The following is an 18,422-nucleotide window of genomic DNA, read 5'->3' on the forward strand; positions in this document are numbered from 1 at the left end:
ATGTCCTTTGTCAAAAAAATGGCCTGATACGATTTGAGTCTTGAACTCATTATTATTTTGGTTGGGTTTCTTTCCTGAATGATGATTTTTTTTAAAATAAGCTGTTAATTTTCTCGTTCTTAATTGGCTTTCTTTAATTCTGCTAGCCTGAAAGTAATAAATCTATCCAAGATCATTATCAATGTAGTTTTAATAGTAAGGCCTTGTTTAAATGTGATAATGCATAGGATTTATATTTTCAGTTTTTTAACATAACTGCATGAATTAATTATGGATATAGATCGCAACGGAAGGCCCGCTGGTACTAACTTTGATTCAGGTCTGAAACAGCATTTTGATCATCGAATACCTGATAATCCCCGGACTTATATGCCAAGAGACGCGGGGCGAGGAACCGGTTTAATCCCGAAAGGGTCCATTCTTGGGCGAGATGTGCAGCTTGCCAATTCTAAAAACCTTGTTAATACATGGCCTCAAACCAAGGTATTTGAAGCAGCGCTTGACGTTCTGGATAGGATCAATGATGGGAGAATAACCAAGGAGGATCTATCCAGAGAGCTTAAAGACGAGAAGCATTTAGAAAGTAATAAGGAAAAACTTGATGAAATCACTGCGCAACTAAAAGCCAGAGGTGCCCAAGTCAATGGATCTGATGATCTGGTTGAATATTTCCAAATACTATTGAATGTAGGTGTTGATGAAAAGCATAAAGACTTTGCTCAGTTTAATGCGGATAAATCTAAGAGGAGTGCAGCTGAGAAGGCCCGTGATCTTTATGAACGTGGTGCCCCACTAACTCGACTGCTCAAGAGCCTGCTGATGGTGGTAGGGGAGGACATTATAAAACCAATAGATAGTGGTTACCGTCCCAGGCTTGACATTCCACCATCTACTCCCAGTAGCTGGAGCCAATATCGTAGTTTTTCACCTTCCGATCATACTCCGACCCCACTACCTCACTCCGACACTCAACTAACACAGCAAGTGATTGATCTTCAAGAGCAGGTCGATAATGACCAGGAGATTAAACAGAGATTGCAATCAGAACTAGAGGCAGAAAGACAGTCGGGTGAGCAGCATCGAATTGAGTTGAATAAATCGAAGACTTTGAATGATCAGTTGCAGAGACAGTTAGAGGTTGCCTTAGAGAGTATTAAGCGACTTGAACAACTGTCATTACAACAAAATCAGCATATAGAAAGCGCTGAGGCCCAGAGGGATATCGACAAGCAGCAGATTAGTACACTTGAAAAGCAGCTGGCTGGCAGGAGTGAGCTGTCAGCGGAAGAGGCGCAGAGTCTGCAGGACAACCTGAAGCGTCAGCAGGAGCAGCTGGCAAGTGACAGGGACGCAGCGGACCAGCAGGCGGCCACGATCGCGGCACTTGAAAAGCAGCTGGCTGGCAGGAGTGAGCTGTCAGCGGAAGAGGTGCCGAGTCTGCAGGACAACCTGAAGCGTCAGCAGGAGCAGCTGGCAAGTGACAGGGACGCAGCGGACCAGCAGGCGGCCACGATCGCGGCACTTGAAAAGCAGCTGGCTGGCAGGAGTGAGCTGTCAGCGGAAGAGGTGCAGAGTCTGCAGGACAACCTGAAGCGTCAGCAGGAGCAGCTGGCAAGTGACAGGGACGCAGCGGACCAGCAGGCAGCCACGATCGTGGCACTTGAAAAGCGGCTGGCTGGCAGGAGTGAGTTATCCGCGGAGGACGTGAAGGCGCTGCAGGATCGGCTGGCATTTTCAGAGGGTGAATTGGATGCCGTGCTGGAATTGTCCGCGGGTGAATTGGATGCAGCGCAGGAGAGGATTAAACGACTTGAGAGCCAGGTGTCGGAAAAAAATGCCGAAATGGCACGAATTGAAGAAGACTACAGAGATGCTGAACTGACCCGGAAAAAGCAGCTGGAAAGCGTTGAGGCTCAGAGGGATCTTAACCAGCAGGAGTTGATGGCGCTTAAAGAGCAGCTGGCTGGCAGGAGTGAGCTGTCAGCGGAAGAGGTGCAGAGTCTGCAGGACAACCTGAAGCGTCAGCAGGAGCAGCTGGCAAGTGACAGGGACGCAGTGGACCAGCAGGCGGCCACGATCGTGGCACTTGAAAAGCAGCTGGCTGGCAGGAGTGAGCTGTCAGCGGAAGAGGTGCAGAGTCTGCAGGACAACCTGAAGCGTCAGCAGGAGCAGCTGGCAAGTGACAGGGACGCAGCGGACCAGCAGGCGGCCACGATCGCGGCACTTGAAAAGCAGCTGGCTGGCAGGAGTGAGCTGTCAGCGGAAGAGGTTCAGAGTCTGCAGGACAACCTGAAGCGTCAGCAGGAGCAGCTGGCAAGTGACAGGGACGCAGCGGACCAGCAGGCGGCCACGATCGCGGCACTTGAAAAGCAGCTGGCTGGCAGGAGTGAGCTGTCAGCGGAAGAGGTTCAGAGTCTGCAGGACAACCTGAAGCGTCAGCAGGAGCAGCTGGCAAGTGACAGGGACGCAGCGGACCAGCAGGCGGCCACGATCGCGGCACTTGAAAAGCAGCTGGCTGGCAGGAGTGAGCTGTCAGCGGAAGAGGCGCAGAGTCTGCAGGACAACCTGAAGCGTCAGCAGGAGCAGCTGGCAAGTGACAGGGACGCAGCGGACCAGCAGGCGGCCACGATCGCGGCACTTGAAAAGCAGCTGGCTGGCAGGAGTGAGCTGTCAGCGGAAGAGGCGCAGAGTCTGCAGGACAACCTGAAGCGTCAGCAGGAGCAGCTGGCAAGTGACAGGGACGCAGCGGACCAGCAGGCGGCCACGATCGCGGCACTTGAAAAGCAGCTGGCTGGCAGGAGTGAGCTGTCAGCGGAAGAGGTGCAGAGTCTGCAGGACAACCTGAAGCGTCAGCAGGAGCAGCTGGCAAGTGACAGGGACGCAGTGGACCAGCAGGCGGCCACGATCGCGGCACTTGAAAAGCAGCTGGCTGGCAGGAGTGAGCTGTCAGCGGAAGAGGTGCAGAGTCTGCAGGACAACCTGAAGCGTCAGCAGGAGCAGCTGGCAAGTGACAGGGACGCAGCGGACCAGCAGGCAGCCACGATCGCGGCACTTGAAAAGCAGCTGGCTGGCAGGAGTGAGTTATCCGCGGAGGACGTGAAGGCGCTGCAGGATCGGCTGGCATTTTCAGAGGGTGAATTGGATGCCGTGCTGGAATTGTCCGCGGGTGAATTGGATGCAGCGCAGGAGAGGATTAAACGACTTGAGAGCCAGGTGTCGGAAAAAAATGCCGAAATGGCACGAATTGAAGAAGACTACAGAGATGCTGAACTGACCCGGAAAAAGCAGCTGGAAAGCGTTGAGGCTCAGAGGGATCTTAACCAGCAGGAGTTGATGGCGCTTAAAGAGCAGCTGGCTGGCAGGAGTGAGCTGTCAGCGGAAGAGGTGCAGAGTCTGCAGGACAACCTGAAGCGTCAGCAGGAGCAGCTGGCAAGTGACAGGGACGCAGTGGACCAGCAGGCGGCCACGATCGTGGCACTTGAAAAGCAGCTGGCTGGCAGGAGTGAGCTGTCAGCGGAAGAGGTGCAGAGTCTGCAGGACAACCTGAAGCGTCAGCAGGAGCAGCTGGCAAGTGACAGGGACGCAGCGGACCAGCAGGCGGCCACGATCGCGGCACTTGAAAAGCAGCTGGCTGGCAGGAGTGAGCTGTCAGCGGAAGAGGTTCAGAGTCTGCAGGACAACCTGAAGCGTCAGCAGGAGCAGCTGGCAAGTGACAGGGACGCAGCGGACCAGCAGGCGGCCACGATCGCGGCACTTGAAAAGCAGCTGGCTGGCAGGAGTGAGCTGTCAGCGGAAGAGGCGCAGAGTCTGCAGGACAACCTGAAGCGTCAGCAGGAGCAGCTGGCAAGTGACAGGGACGCAGCGGACCAGCAGGCGGCCACGATCGCGGCACTTGAAAAGCAGCTGGCTGGCAGGAGTGAGCTGTCAGCGGAAGAGGTGCAGAGTCTGCAGGACAACCTGAAGCGTCAGCAGGAGCAGCTGGCAAGTGACAGGGACGCAGCGGACCAGCAGGCGGCCACGATCGTGGCACTTGAAAAGCAGCTGGCTGGCAGGAGTGAGCTGTCAGCGGAAGAGGTGCAGAGTCTGCAGGACAACCTGAAGCGTCAGCAGGAGCAGCTGGCAAGTGACAGGGACGCAGCGGACCAGCAGGCGGCCACGATCGCGGCACTTGAAAAGCAGCTGGCTGGCAGGAGTGAGCTGTCAGCGGAAGAGGTTCAGAGTCTGCAGGACAACCTGAAGCGTCAGCAGGAGCAGCTGGCAAGTGACAGGGACGCAGCGGACCAGCAGGCGGCCACGATCGCGGCACTTGAAAAGCAGCTGGCTGGCAGGAGTGAGCTGTCAGCGGAAGAGGCGCAGAGTCTGCAGGACAACCTGAAGCGTCAGCAGGAGCAGCTGGCAAGTGACAGGGACGCAGCGGACCAGCAGGCGGCCACGATCGCGGCACTTGAAAAGCAGCTGGCTGGCAGGAGTGAGCTGTCAGCGGAAGAGGTGCAGAGTCTGCAGGACAACCTGAAGCGTCAGCAGGAGCAGCTGGCAAGTGACAGGGACGCAGCGGACCAGCAGGCGGCCACGATCGCGGCACTTGAAAAGCAGCTGGCTGGCAGGAGTGAGCTGTCAGCGGAAGAGGTGCAGAGTCTGCAGGACAACCTGAAGCGTCAGCAGGAGCAGCTGGCAAGTGACAGGGACGCAGCGGACCAGCAGGCGGCCACGATCGCGGCACTTGAAAAGCAGCTGGCTGGCAGGAGTGAGCTGTCAGCGGAAGAGGTGCAGAGTCTGCAGGACAACCTGAAGCGTCAGCAGGAGCAGCTGGCAAGTGACAGGGACGCAGCAGACCAGCAGGCGGCCACGATCGCGGCACTTGAAAAGCAGCTGGCTGGCAGGAGTGAGCTGTCAGCGGAAGAGGCGCAGAGTCTGCAGGACAACCTGAAGCGTCAGCAGGAGCAGCTGGCAAGTGACAGGGACGCAGTGGACCAGCAGGCGGCCACGATCGCGGCACTTGAAAAGCAGCTGGCTGGCAGGAGTGAGCTGTCAGCGGAAGAGGTGCAGAGTCTGCAGGACAACCTGAAGCGTCAGCAGGAGCAGCTGGCAAGTGACAGGGACGCAGCGGACCAGCAGGCGGCCACGATCGCGGCACTTGAAAAGCAGCTGGCTGGCAGGAGTGAGCTGTCAGCGGAAGAGGCGCAGAGTCTGCAGGACAACCTGAAGCGTCAGCAGGAGCAGCTGGCAAGTGACAGGGACGCAGCGGACCAGCAGGCGGCCACGATCGCGGCACTTGAAAAGCAGCTGGCTGGCAGGAGTGAGCTGTCAGCGGAAGAGGTGCAGAGCCTGCAGGACAAGCTGGCAGGTCGGAGTGAATTATCCGCGGAGGACGTGAAGGGGCTGCAAGATCAGCTTCAGGCAACACGAAAAGAATTACAAACAATTGCTGAAGCTAAGCTTGTAGACTTGGATCCCGATAAATTAGCCGATATGGTCAATTTATCGGGGGTTGACTCACCCAAGGCTAATGATCGAAATGTAAATGCAAACAAAAGAGCTCTGGCTCAAGTGACGGAAAAAATCAATTATAGATGCAGTGAATTTGATAAGTTAAGGGATGAAATAGAAAAAGAGAACACTATACCGGATATTAACAATGAGGTTGAGCCAAGTAAAATAGTCACGGGGGAAAGAGTTAAAGAACAAATTGAGTTGTTGAAAGCAGATATCGATACTGAAGTTGGAAAATATACTCGTAGGTATGGAGATAAAACAGCAGGTGAAAATAAATTAAGAGCTCAAGTCCAAAAAATAAACAAGAGCCTTGACGATCACCTCCTGCAGATTGACAAATATAAAAAGATGATTGAAGGAGACGCCGTTCAGAAGTGGTTGACGGATGTTCCTAAGTTTGATGAAACCTGTGATACTCCTGAGCAATACCTGAGTGACGTTCTGCCTTATATTGTCTCTGTGTTTGAATCAAATACAAATAATCAGGACGTAGCAAGTTATGTTTCTGCTCGGACTATCAGGATTGCATCTGAGCTGTTCGTTAATAGATGCAAAGAGGAGCTTGAAGATAAGAGCCTCAACAAATTACAGTTACAAGAGCGTTTCATAAACTACTCCCAGTGTCTTAGGCAGCTTCACCCAGATAGAATTCATTCTGGCATTCATAATGGGAAACTCAGCAAAAGAGCGATACAGTTTGCATCTGCAGCACTTGCTCAAAGTATGAAAAATCTGGATGAGGTATTTAATTCACGACGTCAAACTAATTCAGACCTCCTGAAGGGTATTGAAAAAACAGCCCGCGATCAGGCTGTGGATATGCTTGAACATCCTGAAATAAGACCTATGTTGCTCGCCTTGATTAACAGTGCAAAGAAAAAGCATGAAGGGGTTGAAATAAGCGCTGTTTCTAAAAATCTGGATTTAGTATTAAAGACAGGGCTGTTGGATATTAGGGATCGGTTCAACCTTCATCCTATGCCGGATATGAGAACCTTACTGAGGGTCTGTCTGGATGATCTTGAAAAGCACAACTCCAGATTGGTTAGAGAATCTGCTCATCAGCACCAGGGGACATTGCAAGGCAGAAATGAAATCGCTCGTTCAGCGAAACTCACAACGCTTTGCAATGATATATTGAAAAGACTGGGGCGTCCTGATGTCAGCGCACAAAAAACAACTCCCAACATCTCAAGACTGATGACCGCTTTTCAGAACCCAGAAGGTATTTTTGATCTTACCGCATTAGGGGAGTCTACACGTCGGGTGGATGGCTCTTTCGAAAGAATGACCGTTGTTGGAGATAGTCCACTAAATGCATTCTTTCATGGTGTTCCGGATGCAAGCTGGCGTCGAGCCGATGCAGGTGCAGAAAGCATTGCCATTGATGGAGGACAGCCCGCAGGTGTTGTTTTTGAAAAGAACAGTGCCAATGAGTGGCATGGAGTTCTTGGAAATAAGCATTATACAGTGCATCCAAGGCTGCTTTATCAGTTTCCGGATATCGCGATTCCATTTGAAAATAGATGGCTGCCGGTCAAAGCAGACGATGGTCAGGTGGGGGTTCTGGTACTTCAGAAAACGGCCAATGAAAGTCAATATTTCTTGTATGAGCCTGCTGGAAATGGTCAGTTAAAACCGAAGTCGATCAACTCTGCTAGTGCAGAGGAAATGATTGATGCAACCTTTTTACTTCAGGCAGCAACAGAACGTCCAGTATCAACATCTCAACAAAATAGAAGCCGTGACGTTAGTGTGGAAGCTACTCAAAAAGCACTCAAGCTCAGTGCAGGAATAGAGTGGGTTGGCACGAAATGGGGAGTAGGAAATAAGGAGCTGGCTGCACTCTATGATAAAGCACGTCAGGATATTTCCAACCAAAATGAGTTGGCTCGTCTCATTACTACTGAGGACAGAAGTGATTTCCTGGAAGCAAACAAGGTCGAGGAGAGTCAATATCATAAAATTCAGGCCAATAAACGCGACCGTAAGGCCATAGGCACCTCTCTTGGCAATGCCAGTCTTGAATCTGATCAGCCGCTTTATGAAAAATTGTCTGTTGATGCCTGTTTTGATCGAGTTGGTGAAAAATATTATGAATTATTTCCTGCTCTACCAAAAAGCCAGGCACTTGTTGAGAGTGGTCGGAATAATCTGAAAAAATTCAAACAGGGAGCATTCCAGCAACTCTCTATATTTGAGGGGTGTGAAATTAAACCTTCGGCAAAAGAGGGGGCACCAGGCTCGATCCAACAGGTTGTTTTGAATGTTGAAAAAGTATTGAAGGTGAACCGTGATCGCCAGTTGCGTTTGAACCAGGGGGTGGATTATTTAACCGCTGACCTTGGAACAAGATTAAGAAAAAACAAAGCAGCTGATTTTAACACTTTCCGAGATGATGAGCTGGTTGATTTTGCAGTCAGTGAGTTCAAGAAGGGAAAATTACCGGTAGGGGGCGATCATAAACGCTTTTGTGATGATTTGGTGCAGCTGATGCTGATTAAAAATGAGCGGGACTTCTCAGTTGGCATGGGACATCGGCTGGATGCGCTGAAAAGCAAAATGATGGGTATAAAGAGCGATAACTATGAGTTTCTGACTATGTCGGAGGATCAATACATAGCGGCCTGTCAGGAGTTGAATCTGGATACGGCTTTGTTGGCTGTAGAACAAAAAGAGGCTAATCAGCGAATTGCCCATTATTACAGCAATGGATTGAACGAGCGTAATCGGGTGATGTTGGCATTTGAGCAGGGGGGATTGATGCTGCGTGGCAATCAACCCGAAATGGCTGGCAAGGTATTTGACGTTGTTGAAAATATGGGAGAGAACCGTCAAAACCTAATATTCCAGCTGGGAACAGGCTACGGAAAAAGTAAAACCGTTATTCCCCTGGCTGTCGATCAAGCATACAGGAAAGGATATCCTGCTCGTATTATTGCTCCGGAAAGTAATCAGGCTGAACTGGATCACTTGCTTTTTCATTATTTTGCGGATCAGGGAGTTAAATACCGCAGGTTGGATCTCTTCAAGGACTATGTAGATCCCGCATTGGCATCAGACGATAAGATGTGGTGGTCCGTTAAGAATCTCGGCGAGATTCTTAATATGGTTGAGCAGAATGAACCTCTGGGGGTTTCAACGAAAGACGTTCAGCTATTAATGGTTCTGAAAGACAAGTTAAAGGCAAGCATGACATCGTCGGACGAAGTGGCAGTACTGGAAAAAATACTGGACTTGCTGCAGTACAGCGGTCTGAATATTTTTGATGAGTATGATCGTACCGTAATGCCTGGCAGGCCTGAAGAGTTTGACTGGCCAACCCGCGAAATGAATCGGGCACTAACGCCAATGGGTGCAGATGGTAAAGTGGGCAGCCATGAATTAGCTGTATTGCAGGCTGCATTTTTGACGGGTAGCAACAATAAAATCTGCCTTTCTGCAACGGTGGGGAGCGCATTTACCATGGCCTCCCTGACAAAATCAGAAACACTCGAAGAAGCCGAAGGGAAATACACCTCGGACCCCATGACCACTAATGCCAGGTTCTTCAACTGGCTGACCAAAACAACGCCGATCGCGTGCAACGGGACATCAGCAGACTCAGATCGAGTTGACATTATCAAAACAGCGATGGCGCAGTCCGGAAAGGATAAACAGGTCATTCTATTTGATGGTAATGACAAGGCTAAAACTGAAGAAGACCGATTTGAAAGTGTCCAGAAGACTTACTGGAACCTCTACAATGCCAGAGGTCCTGAGGCACAGGGTAAACACCGGCTTTTGTACTATAACGATCGTAAAGAGCTCTGTATGTTCGATCCGTTACAGGAACAGTATCAGCAATGTGGTGCCCGGATCTCACCTGAAATGGAGCTTTTGATTCGTAAAGACCCTCAGTTCTATGATGTTCTGCTGTTTTCAGAGGATGGGGTTGGCACTGACTGCCCTCAAAAAAGAGTTAAAGCTGGTAAGGGAAGTATTGGTATTCATTTGGGCTTTTGTGAGGATCCGAATAGAAACCTTAAATTATTTTCACAGGAGTTTGGTCGTTTCTCACGAAGCTCTGATAACTTCTGGACGCAGGACTGGTTTGTAGCAACTGATACATCGAAACTGGTGACAGATCGGCTTCCTCATTCGGAAGGTCGCAAGCAAGAACAACTTGTAGAAGCATATAGTAAAGCTCTGGTAGCTGTCAGAGATGCCAGAAGCTCGCTTATCAAGAAGCTTGGGCAGTCTGAAGATGGCTTGCAACCTCAGCAGCGACGAGTCATTAATAAGTTGCTTCATGTTTCTTCTCCCAATAGAGAACAACCTTATGATGCCAACCTGGAAAATGATTTACAGTCGTTTATTGATTCAGGGGAATGTGAGGGTTTTGCATCAGTCAGGGATGAGTTGAAAGCGTTCAAGAAAGCTCAGTGGGTTGGACAAAATGCATTTCTGGATATGGTCGCTGGTGTAATGGCCCTTCGAGAAAAGTCTCCTTTCGGCATTCAGTGTGAAGAGTATCTGGAAAAGGGCGTTTTGCGAAGTGAAACTGATGAAATTTTATCCAAAGCCCATACCTGGTGTGGTGATGGTGCTAAATCGGTTCTGGAAGTGGTTGAGCTTGATTCTGTTCTTTCGCCTGAGAAGGCTACAAAGAGGACTACTCAACCTTCACGCCCCCGCAGCGGTGTAATCAAACCTGTTGTGGTACCGGAGCCAGATTACCATCATGATGTGTTCGTGAAGACCTTGACCAGAGAGTTGAGAGATGCTGTTCATAAAGAGCTTCAGACCATAGAAAGGGAGAGTTCTGATCGGTTTTCTGAAACTACAGGGCTGAAAGAGGTTGCTCAAAGTGACCATGTGTACAAGCACATTGAGGCATGCATCGATAGGCTTAAGAAAGAGGGCGTCAAATCAGGCTTCAGAAAAGAAGTAAATTCAATTCCATCAGAGCTTATGGCCCATTGCCAGAAAATGAAAAAAAAGGCAGACAAGGTGTTTGATAATCTCAGTGCTGCTTGTAATAACGGTGAAGACCTTGTTGGAACAAATACTCCAGACAGTAATGGTGTTTCCAAGCTATTGGTATCCAATCCTGGTGTCTGGATACAATTAGTTAAAGTGAAAGAAAACTTTAATAAAGACTTTGAAGCAATAGAAAAAGGGAATTTGGATAAGCTGGCTGATTTTTGTAAAGCTCCAGGAGGGATAATAGAAAATTTTTATCATGATCTGGCACGAAAAATAACAAATTTACAGTTTAAGAAAGATGAAAGAAATGCAAACAATTTTTATCATTTGACCAAAATTCTTGGAAAGGGAATGCCTAAATTACTTAACTTAGATGTTTCCGGCAGAAAGGCTCTTTATGGCCCTAATGATGCAGAGTTTCCCACGCAGTTTAAGCTGGTTACGTTTGACCATCGCAGAGGTTATGATGATCGGGGAAAACCAAGCGGGTGGGATTGGAGTGCTGTATCACCTGAACCAACAGGTGATGCAAAGTCGCAGCTGAATATGCTTGATGATTTAAGAAAGGCCGAAAAGGCAAAACAAAAAGCCAGAGATGTAGTAAGTGATGCTGAGAATCTTCAACTACAAGATTGTCTCAATCAAATTCGAAAGGTGTTATTGGATTCAAATGTAGAATTTAGAGAGCGCTTAGTGCATGGCGCTGTTAACGCTCAAGAAAAAATAGATAGAAGGAAGGATCTTAAATGGGAAGAACAGTAAGGCTGGAACAAACATTTTTGCTTTAACACTCGGCTGAAAAAATTGAAGGTTTTTATTGTTGATCTGTGTTCGCAGCAATCAATAAATGCTGGCTAGTTATCTATTGGTTTGTAAACAAGGCGTATTATATGTCATTAACACCCAGCGGTAAGGAACGCCGCTCGATTAAGCGTCATCAGTTGCAGGATTATCTTAAAATTTATAATCGCAACACTATGAGGGTTATGGGGAGTATAGGGAACATCAGTTGTAATGGCTTAATGCTGATCAGTTCTGTCCCTGTGTTGATTGGCGCGGTTTACAATATGCGAATTATTCTTCCTGATGATGAAATGGGAGAGCGGTATCTGGACTTTGATGCACGGTGCCATTGGTGCAAGCCGGATGTTGGCCCGGAGTATTTTGATTCCGGCTACAGCATTGTGAATGCGGGTCATGATATTATTGACTTGGTTGAAACACTGAAAAGTTATTTTACCTTTGGCGAAGTCACGGACTGACGTTTTCAGGTAAAATTTTGTGTTACCGATCGATTGCTGTCCCAGGTCGTCATGTCTGCTGATTACGTTGTTCCTGCACAAGTTATAACGGTTGAAACCGAAGTCAAGAAAAGCCGTTTTATTGCCTGCATTTCTCCAGCTCATTCCCGCCAGGAAGCGCTGTCGTTTGTTGAAGCAAAACGTATCGAATACCCGGATGCTACTCATCACTGCTCAGCCTTTGTTGCAGGTGCACCGGATGGTGGTGCGGTGGTTGGTTTTGATGACGATGGAGAGCCTTCCGGTACGGCAGGCCGGCCAATGCTTAATGTCCTGCAGCACAAGCGTATTGGTGATGTTGTGGCTGTGGTGGTGCGTTATTTTGGCGGAGTGAAACTGGGTGCCGGAGGTCTGGTCAGGGCTTACAGTGCTTCTGTTCAGCAGGCCTGTGAAATATTGCCTCTTGAGCAGCGGGTCGCATTAAGAAACGGTGTTCTTGCCTGTGACTACGCTCATGAACAAATGGTTCGTCATCACCTTGAACAGTTTCACGCGACGCTTGAGCAGTGCGACTATGGTCAGTCGGTTAAGATGATGATCTCAATACCAGAAACTGGAAGTGAGAGTCTTGCCCATCATTTGCACGATGTGAGCCGGGGGCAAATTATTATTCAGTGGCAGGATGAGGATGTCTGAGGTTTTCTTTCTCAAGAGCGTACGGTTAATACATAAGCTCTGGTAAACAAAAGAGGACTAAAAGCCCCCTCTAATGATTGCTCTCAAACTCAATAGCATCTTCATAGACCCAGTACTTCTGGTCCTTCAGAACTTGGTTGTCGGTCATGGCCATAAACAGTCCGGTCCCAAGTGGAGGCATGGTGCTTTCTCCCATGTATTGCCACTCGATTCTCTGCCCTGCTATCGCCTGCAGGCATAGCGGGTAATTACCTTTGAAAACCGGAGTAAATGTACCGTGGCGTTTATCTCCTTCTTTCATTGTTTTCCCTCCTTTTCTCAAACTTGATATCGGCCGCGATATTGCTGACCGAGAGTATTTTTATTGATTGAGGAGCGGCATCTGTATTTTATGGGGCTGGCTGGCTTCTTTAGACTGAGCCAGCGATACTGTAATGTCTCAGGACTGAGTAGATAGCAATGAACACCATTGAAGGCTATTAAATGAACTCTTTTTATTTTCACGACTATGAGACTTTCGGCACTGATCCTGCGCTTGACTGGCCAGCTCAGTTTGCAGGTATCCGAACAGATAAAGAATTGAATGAGGTGGGTGAGCCTCTGAATATTTTCTGCAAGTTGCCGGAGGATCACCTGCCTAACCCGATGGCTTGTCTGGTAACCGGTTTGACACCGCAAAAGGTCAATGAGCAGGGGGTAGTGGAACCAGAGTTTATTCGCAGCATTCATACTGAGTTAATGGTGCCTGGCACTTGTGCTCTGGGTTATAACACCATCCGCTTTGATGATGAAGTCACCCGGAATATCCTTTACCGTAACTTTTATGACCCCTATGCAAGGGAGTGGCAGAATGGTAACAGCCGCTGGGATTTAATCGACCTGGTCAGATTGACCGCTGCTCTGAGGCCTGAAGGCATTGAATGGCCGCTACGGGAGGATGGTTTCAAAAGCTTCAGACTGGAAGAGATTACGGCTGCCAACGGCATAGACCATGGATCAGCTCATGATGCTCTGTCGGATGTGCGGGCGACGATTGCGCTGGCAAGGTTGATTCGGCAGAGGCAGCCCAAAGTATTCCAGTTCTATCTCTCTCATCGTGGTAAGCGAGAAGTTGCCGGACTGTTAAACCTGGTCAATCAGCAAATGGTCGTGCATGTGTCTGGTATGTTTGGAGTACAGCGACATAATCTGGCCGTTGTGATGCCTCTGATTGATCATCCGGTAAACCGCAACGGTATTATCGTCTATGATCTGTCGGTGGATCCGGCACCCTTACTGAATTTATCGGTGGAAGATATCCGGCGAAGGCTGTTCACGCCAGCTGATCAATTGGGCGATGGTGAAGAACGCATCCCGTTGAAGACCATTCATATTAATAAATGCCCAGCGGTTGCGCCACTTGGTGTTTTGAGGGCAGACGATCAGGATCGCCTTGAAATAGACCTTGCCAAGTGTGAAGTGCACCGAAATCAGTTGATGGCTGATAACAGGCTGGCTGCAAAACTTAAGGAGGTATTTTCAGAGTCTCCGGCTATGAAGCATACAGATCCAGATCAGATGATTTATTCCGGTGGTTTCTTTTCACCCGCAGACAAACATGAAATGAGCCGTATTGTTACATCCAATCCTTCACAGTTGGCTCAACTTGGCCTCTCGTTTTCAGATAAACGACTGGAGGAAATGTTATTTCGATATCGTGGTCGGCACTATTTTGAAACCATGGATGGAGAAGATCAGGGGCTTTGGAAGCAATATTGCCGCGATCGACTGTCAGGACAATTAAATCCGGAAAATAGGCAGTTATTAACGTTTGATCATTTCTGGAATGAATTGGGAGAGGCTCAGGCATTGGCGGAGGGGGATCCGGGAAAGCAGCGTCTGTTGGCACAATTGTCTGATTATGTTCGGCGGCGCGAGAGTGTCCTGTCCAGTTAGTATTTTTATTGATCGACTATTCAGTTGGCTACAGGTGAATGAATATTTTTTTGAAACTGCGGTCATCCAGATAAATTAGCAAGTAAGCACATATGACTTTATGTGCTTACGCTTATTGGAATGAATGCTTTACTACCAGGTTCAGCTGTTCTGCCAGTCGACCGTAAATGGTTGGCTTTTCAATGTAATCAACAGCACCCGCTTTAATTGCTGCAACAGCACTGGATACATCATTGTGATGGCCTAGGATGATGACTGGAACCTGGTGGTTGCCACTGGCCAGGTCCTGCATCAGGTTTAACGCCTGACCATGAGGCTGGTCATTTGCGGCAATGATACAGGATGGCTGATCTGCTTTCAGTGCATTCAACAGTTCAAAGTGTGAACTGAAGCAGATAAGCTCCATGGATTTTTCATGGCACAGGCTGCGAATAGTCTCGGTAGTGCCGGAATCCTGTTCCAATAAGTAGACTGAGCAGTGGGTTGCGAGATTCATAAAGGCAGCCTTGCGGTAAAAAGAAACCTGTATTGTTGCAATGAAACAGCTGTAAGCAAAAAGCTACTGCTTATCGATATCTTGCGGAAATAACATACATGCAAAGAAGCATACACGTTATTCCGTCATTAACAGCAGCTCAAGAAGCAACCTTTTAAATACGAAATACATCCTGATCAAATTGAACCGAAACGGTTTAGAAAGTATTTCATCGTCTCTTCTTGCCATTGTCCAATGGTACGAGTTCAGTTTAGGTTTAGCTGGCTTAATCCTGAATGGAGGGATGTACTTGACGTTATTCGGCGAGTACCTAAGGATCTGGCTGTCCGTTCGTTCAAGTATTGTGTTATTCGTTTAGATCATTTTTTTTAGAATTAAACGGAAATTATAATGGGACGTTATTTGGTCAATTCCGTAATGGTTATGGGGTAATTCCATTTTAAAAAGTAAGCGAATAGCATCCCCTTCCATTAGCCGGGGGATCGGAACAGGTTATGATTCTCAGGTGATGTTTAAATAACCAAAATATTATGAGCTGGTTTGGCTTCAGTAGAAGTGGCTCCGCAACTTTGTAAAACGAAGTGTACGGAGCAAGCAGGAGCAGCTTAGATTTTGAAGTTAAATTCGCCGTCCAGATGATCTTTTACCTGCATGACCTGGCGAACCAGATGGGCAAGGGACTTGGTTCCCATTTTTTCCATAACACGGGAGCGATGGATTTCAACAGTACGCTGGCTGAGGTTGATGTCTGCAGCGATGACCTTGTTGGCTTTACCTTCCACCACATGGTGCAGTACTTCACGCTCTCGGTCGGTAAGCGTGGAAAGCCGACGCAGAATTTCCTTGTGCTCCAGCAGTTCTTTTCTCTGTTGAGTATCGAGCTTCAGAGCATCGTTGATCAGATCCAGAAGTTCCTGATCGCGGAACGGCTTCTGAATAAAGTTCATGGCACCATCTTTGATGGCCTGAACGGCCATAGGCACGTCACCATGACCTGTGATAAAGATGATTGGCAGAATACAGTGCATTTCATTGAGCTTGCTTTGTAGCTCAAGTCCGCTCATGCCGGGCATACGGATATCCAGTACAATACAGCCAGGCCGGTTTTCATCGTAAACTTCAAGGAACTCAGCAGGTGAAGAAAAGGCTTCTACAGTCTGACCTACCGACTTCATCAACATTTTCAGCGAGTCACGCACCGCCTCGTCATCATCGATGATAAATACGGTTGGTTCTTGCTTCATGTCCTGTTGCTGCATAATGACTCCACTGTGAGAAATTTGCCGTATAATTTGGTGTTTTCGCCATCAGGCTGGAAAGAGGTGATGCGGGAAAGCCATTATTAACGCTCTTTGAGCATCAACTGCGTTATCCGGAAGGTTGTCCGGAAGTCACACAGGTTGAAAAAGATTGCTTAAAGGCCGTGGAATTCGCTCTGTATTTTAGCAAAGAGTTTAGCAGAGTATGATGCTGTTGCTTTATCAGGCAAACAAAAAAATCAACTCCGGCTTTCACTGGAAAAGCATGGTTATTTTCGCAGTTTATGCAGAGTAGTACTTCCCACAGGCATCGATTTCTTCTGATTTTGTTCCAGCATTCCCGCTGACTGCGTAAGTTTACAGGTTATGTAACGCAAATAAACATAAGCCTGAGTGAAGCACATTATATTAGATGATATTTCCTGTATTGTTATCAGGGATAATACGGTCATTGTTATGTTTTTGTGCGTATCTGGAGTTGTTTGTGAGTGTTGGTTTAAAGAAAAAGGCCTGTATTTCTACAGGCCTTCCGTCTGAGATCAACGCACGATTATATAATTCAGTGTGCTGACTGGCTCAGGTTCAAAGGAGCAATCATGTTTTCTGGCTTGAGAATTTCCTTCAACTGTTCTTCAGTCAGAAGACCTTCTTCAAGTACCAGATCAACTACACGACGACCACTCTTCAGAGCCGTTTTCGCGATACGGCTGGAGTTTTCGTAGCCCAGGTATGGGTTCAGTGCGGTTACCAGACCAACACTGTTGTCTACATAGCTCTGGCAAACATCACGGTTTGCAGTAATGCCCTTGATGCACTTCTCGGTCAGCATGTTCATACCGCTGGCCAGTTGCTGGATAGACTCAAGAATTTTGTAAACCAGAACCGGCTCAGCGTAGTTCAGCTGGAGCTGAGCGGCTTCAGAAGCCAGAGTTACGACAAGATCGTTACCAATTACGTGGAAAGCGATCTGGTTCATGGCTTCAGGAATAACCGGGTTTACCTTGCCAGGCATGATAGAAGAGCCAGGCTGCATTTCTGGCAGGTTAATCTCATTGAAGCCACACAGCGGACCACTGGAAAGCAAGCGCAGGTCATTGCTGATCTTGGACAGCTTAACAGCCAGGCGCTTCAGGGCACTGGAGAAAATAACGAAAGCACCCATGTCTGAAGTGGCTTCGACCAGATCGCCGGCAAGAATCATTTCCTGACCAGAAATTTCAGACAGGTATTTCACGGCCAAAGGTGCATAGCGGCTGTCAGCCGTGATGCCGGTACCGATTGCCGTACCACCAAGGTTAACTTCACGCAGCAGAGCAGCCATTTCGCTGATACGTTGAACGTCTTCACCGATGGTGGTGCTGAATGCACGGAATTCCTGTCCCAGAGTCATAGGAACAGCATCCTGCAGCTGGGTACGACCCATCTTCAGAATGTCCTTGAACTCATTGGCTTTTACGTCCAGAGCATTTTTCAGGGTCTTGATGGCAACCAGCAGTGTCTTGTGCTTGAGCACCATGGCCAGACGCATAGCGGTTGGGTATACGTCGTTAGTAGACTGTGCCATGTTGACGTGAGTGTTCGGGTGCAGGAACTGGTACTCACCACGACGGTGTCCCATCAGCTCAAGGGCACGGTTACAGATGACTTCGTTGGCATTCATGTTGGTGGAGGTACCAGCACCACCCTGAATCATGTCAACAACAAACTGGTCGTGCAGGCGGCCATCGATGATCTCATCACAGGCATCAGCAATCGCTTCAGCTTTCTGCTCGTCCAGCATGCCCAGATCACGGTTCGCCAGTGCGCAGGCTTTCTTTACCATGGCCAGGGCACGTGGCAGGTTGGCATAGTGGTTCAGCTGAACACCACTGATCTGGAAGTTTTCTACGGCACGCTGGGTCTGGATGCCATAGTAAACATTTTCCGGAACTGGAGCTTCACCCAGCAGGTCGTGTTCAATTCGGTATTGGGTAAGATCTGTCATTATCTGTGCCTTACTTGCGCACTGGAGGAAAATCTTCAGCCTGCGTGGGATAAGCCTTTTTAGCTTGGTAAAAGCAGGCTGGCTGGGTTTAGTCTGTGCCTGTCCATAATTATCAGCAATAAGTGGTACTACCTAACTGAACAAAAGTTATCAAAAAAAGATAAAAGGCATGATCTGTATCAATTTTGATCAGTTTTCGCATCTATCACGGATTGATTTAAGGCTGAGGGTTATATCTCTGATTATTGGTACTTAGGTTAGCTCAACTTGCTCTCTGCCTTGTTGCACAAGGACTTATAGTAAATGTTTTGATGGTGTTAGGGGTTAGTACGGTGTTTTTCAGAGGTAAT

The 18,422-nt window shown here is 48.3% G+C and carries 8 protein-coding genes; 4 read left to right on the top strand and 4 right to left on the bottom strand.

Annotated elements, in window-relative coordinates:
- The first annotated feature begins 369 nt into the window (after positions 1 to 369).
- The 3 genes from ACOCLE_RS02220 (at position 370) to ACOCLE_RS02230 (ending at position 12,398) form a co-directional block, all read left to right on the top strand.
- On the top strand, positions 370 to 11,223 hold the full coding sequence (locus tag ACOCLE_RS02220; protein WP_419535334.1) for a hypothetical protein: 10,854 nt from the start codon (positions 370 to 372) through the stop codon (positions 11,221 to 11,223).
- Between the two features lie 128 nt (positions 11,224 to 11,351).
- On the top strand, positions 11,352 to 11,723 hold the full coding sequence (locus tag ACOCLE_RS02225; RefSeq protein ID WP_419535335.1) for a PilZ domain-containing protein: 372 nt from the start codon (positions 11,352 to 11,354) through the stop codon (positions 11,721 to 11,723).
- A 51-nt stretch (positions 11,724 to 11,774) separates the two neighbouring features.
- Positions 11,775 to 12,398 carry a YigZ family protein gene (locus ACOCLE_RS02230; RefSeq protein ID WP_419535336.1) on the top strand — a complete coding sequence of 208 codons (624 nt, stop codon included), beginning with the start codon at positions 11,775 to 11,777 and terminating at the stop codon, positions 12,396 to 12,398.
- Positions 12,399 to 12,468: 70 nt separating this feature from the next.
- Here ACOCLE_RS02230 and ACOCLE_RS02235 read toward each other — a convergent pair whose 3' ends face one another.
- Positions 12,469 to 12,699: a hypothetical protein gene (locus tag ACOCLE_RS02235; RefSeq protein WP_419535337.1), complete on the bottom strand. Its 231-nt coding sequence runs from the start codon at positions 12,697 to 12,699 to the stop codon at positions 12,469 to 12,471.
- A 182-nt stretch (positions 12,700 to 12,881) separates the two neighbouring features.
- On the opposite strand from ACOCLE_RS02235, the gene sbcB reads away from it, so the two are divergent.
- Positions 12,882 to 14,333, top strand: a complete 1,452-nt coding sequence (gene sbcB, locus ACOCLE_RS02240; protein ID WP_419535338.1) for an exodeoxyribonuclease I — start codon at positions 12,882 to 12,884, stop codon at positions 14,331 to 14,333.
- A 112-nt stretch (positions 14,334 to 14,445) separates the two neighbouring features.
- Here sbcB and ACOCLE_RS02245 read toward each other — a convergent pair whose 3' ends face one another.
- The 3 genes from ACOCLE_RS02245 to aspA all read right to left on the bottom strand — a co-directional run bounded on the left by ACOCLE_RS02245 (position 14,446) and on the right by aspA (position 18,072).
- The gene (locus ACOCLE_RS02245; protein ID WP_066014847.1) at positions 14,446 to 14,829 is read right to left on the bottom strand and encodes a response regulator; all 384 of its coding nucleotides are present in this window, start codon (positions 14,827 to 14,829) and stop codon (positions 14,446 to 14,448) included.
- 605 nt (positions 14,830 to 15,434) lie between these two features.
- Positions 15,435 to 16,088, bottom strand: coding sequence for a response regulator transcription factor (locus ACOCLE_RS02250; protein WP_419535339.1), 654 nt, complete (start codon positions 16,086 to 16,088; stop codon positions 15,435 to 15,437).
- A 559-nt stretch (positions 16,089 to 16,647) separates the two neighbouring features.
- On the bottom strand, positions 16,648 to 18,072 hold the full coding sequence (gene aspA / locus ACOCLE_RS02255) for an aspartate ammonia-lyase (protein WP_419535340.1): 1,425 nt from the start codon (positions 18,070 to 18,072) through the stop codon (positions 16,648 to 16,650).
- Positions 18,073 to 18,422 lie beyond the last annotated feature (350 nt).

This window comes from Endozoicomonas sp., from assembly GCF_965196975.1.
Lineage (GTDB): Bacteria > Pseudomonadota > Gammaproteobacteria > Pseudomonadales > Endozoicomonadaceae > Endozoicomonas.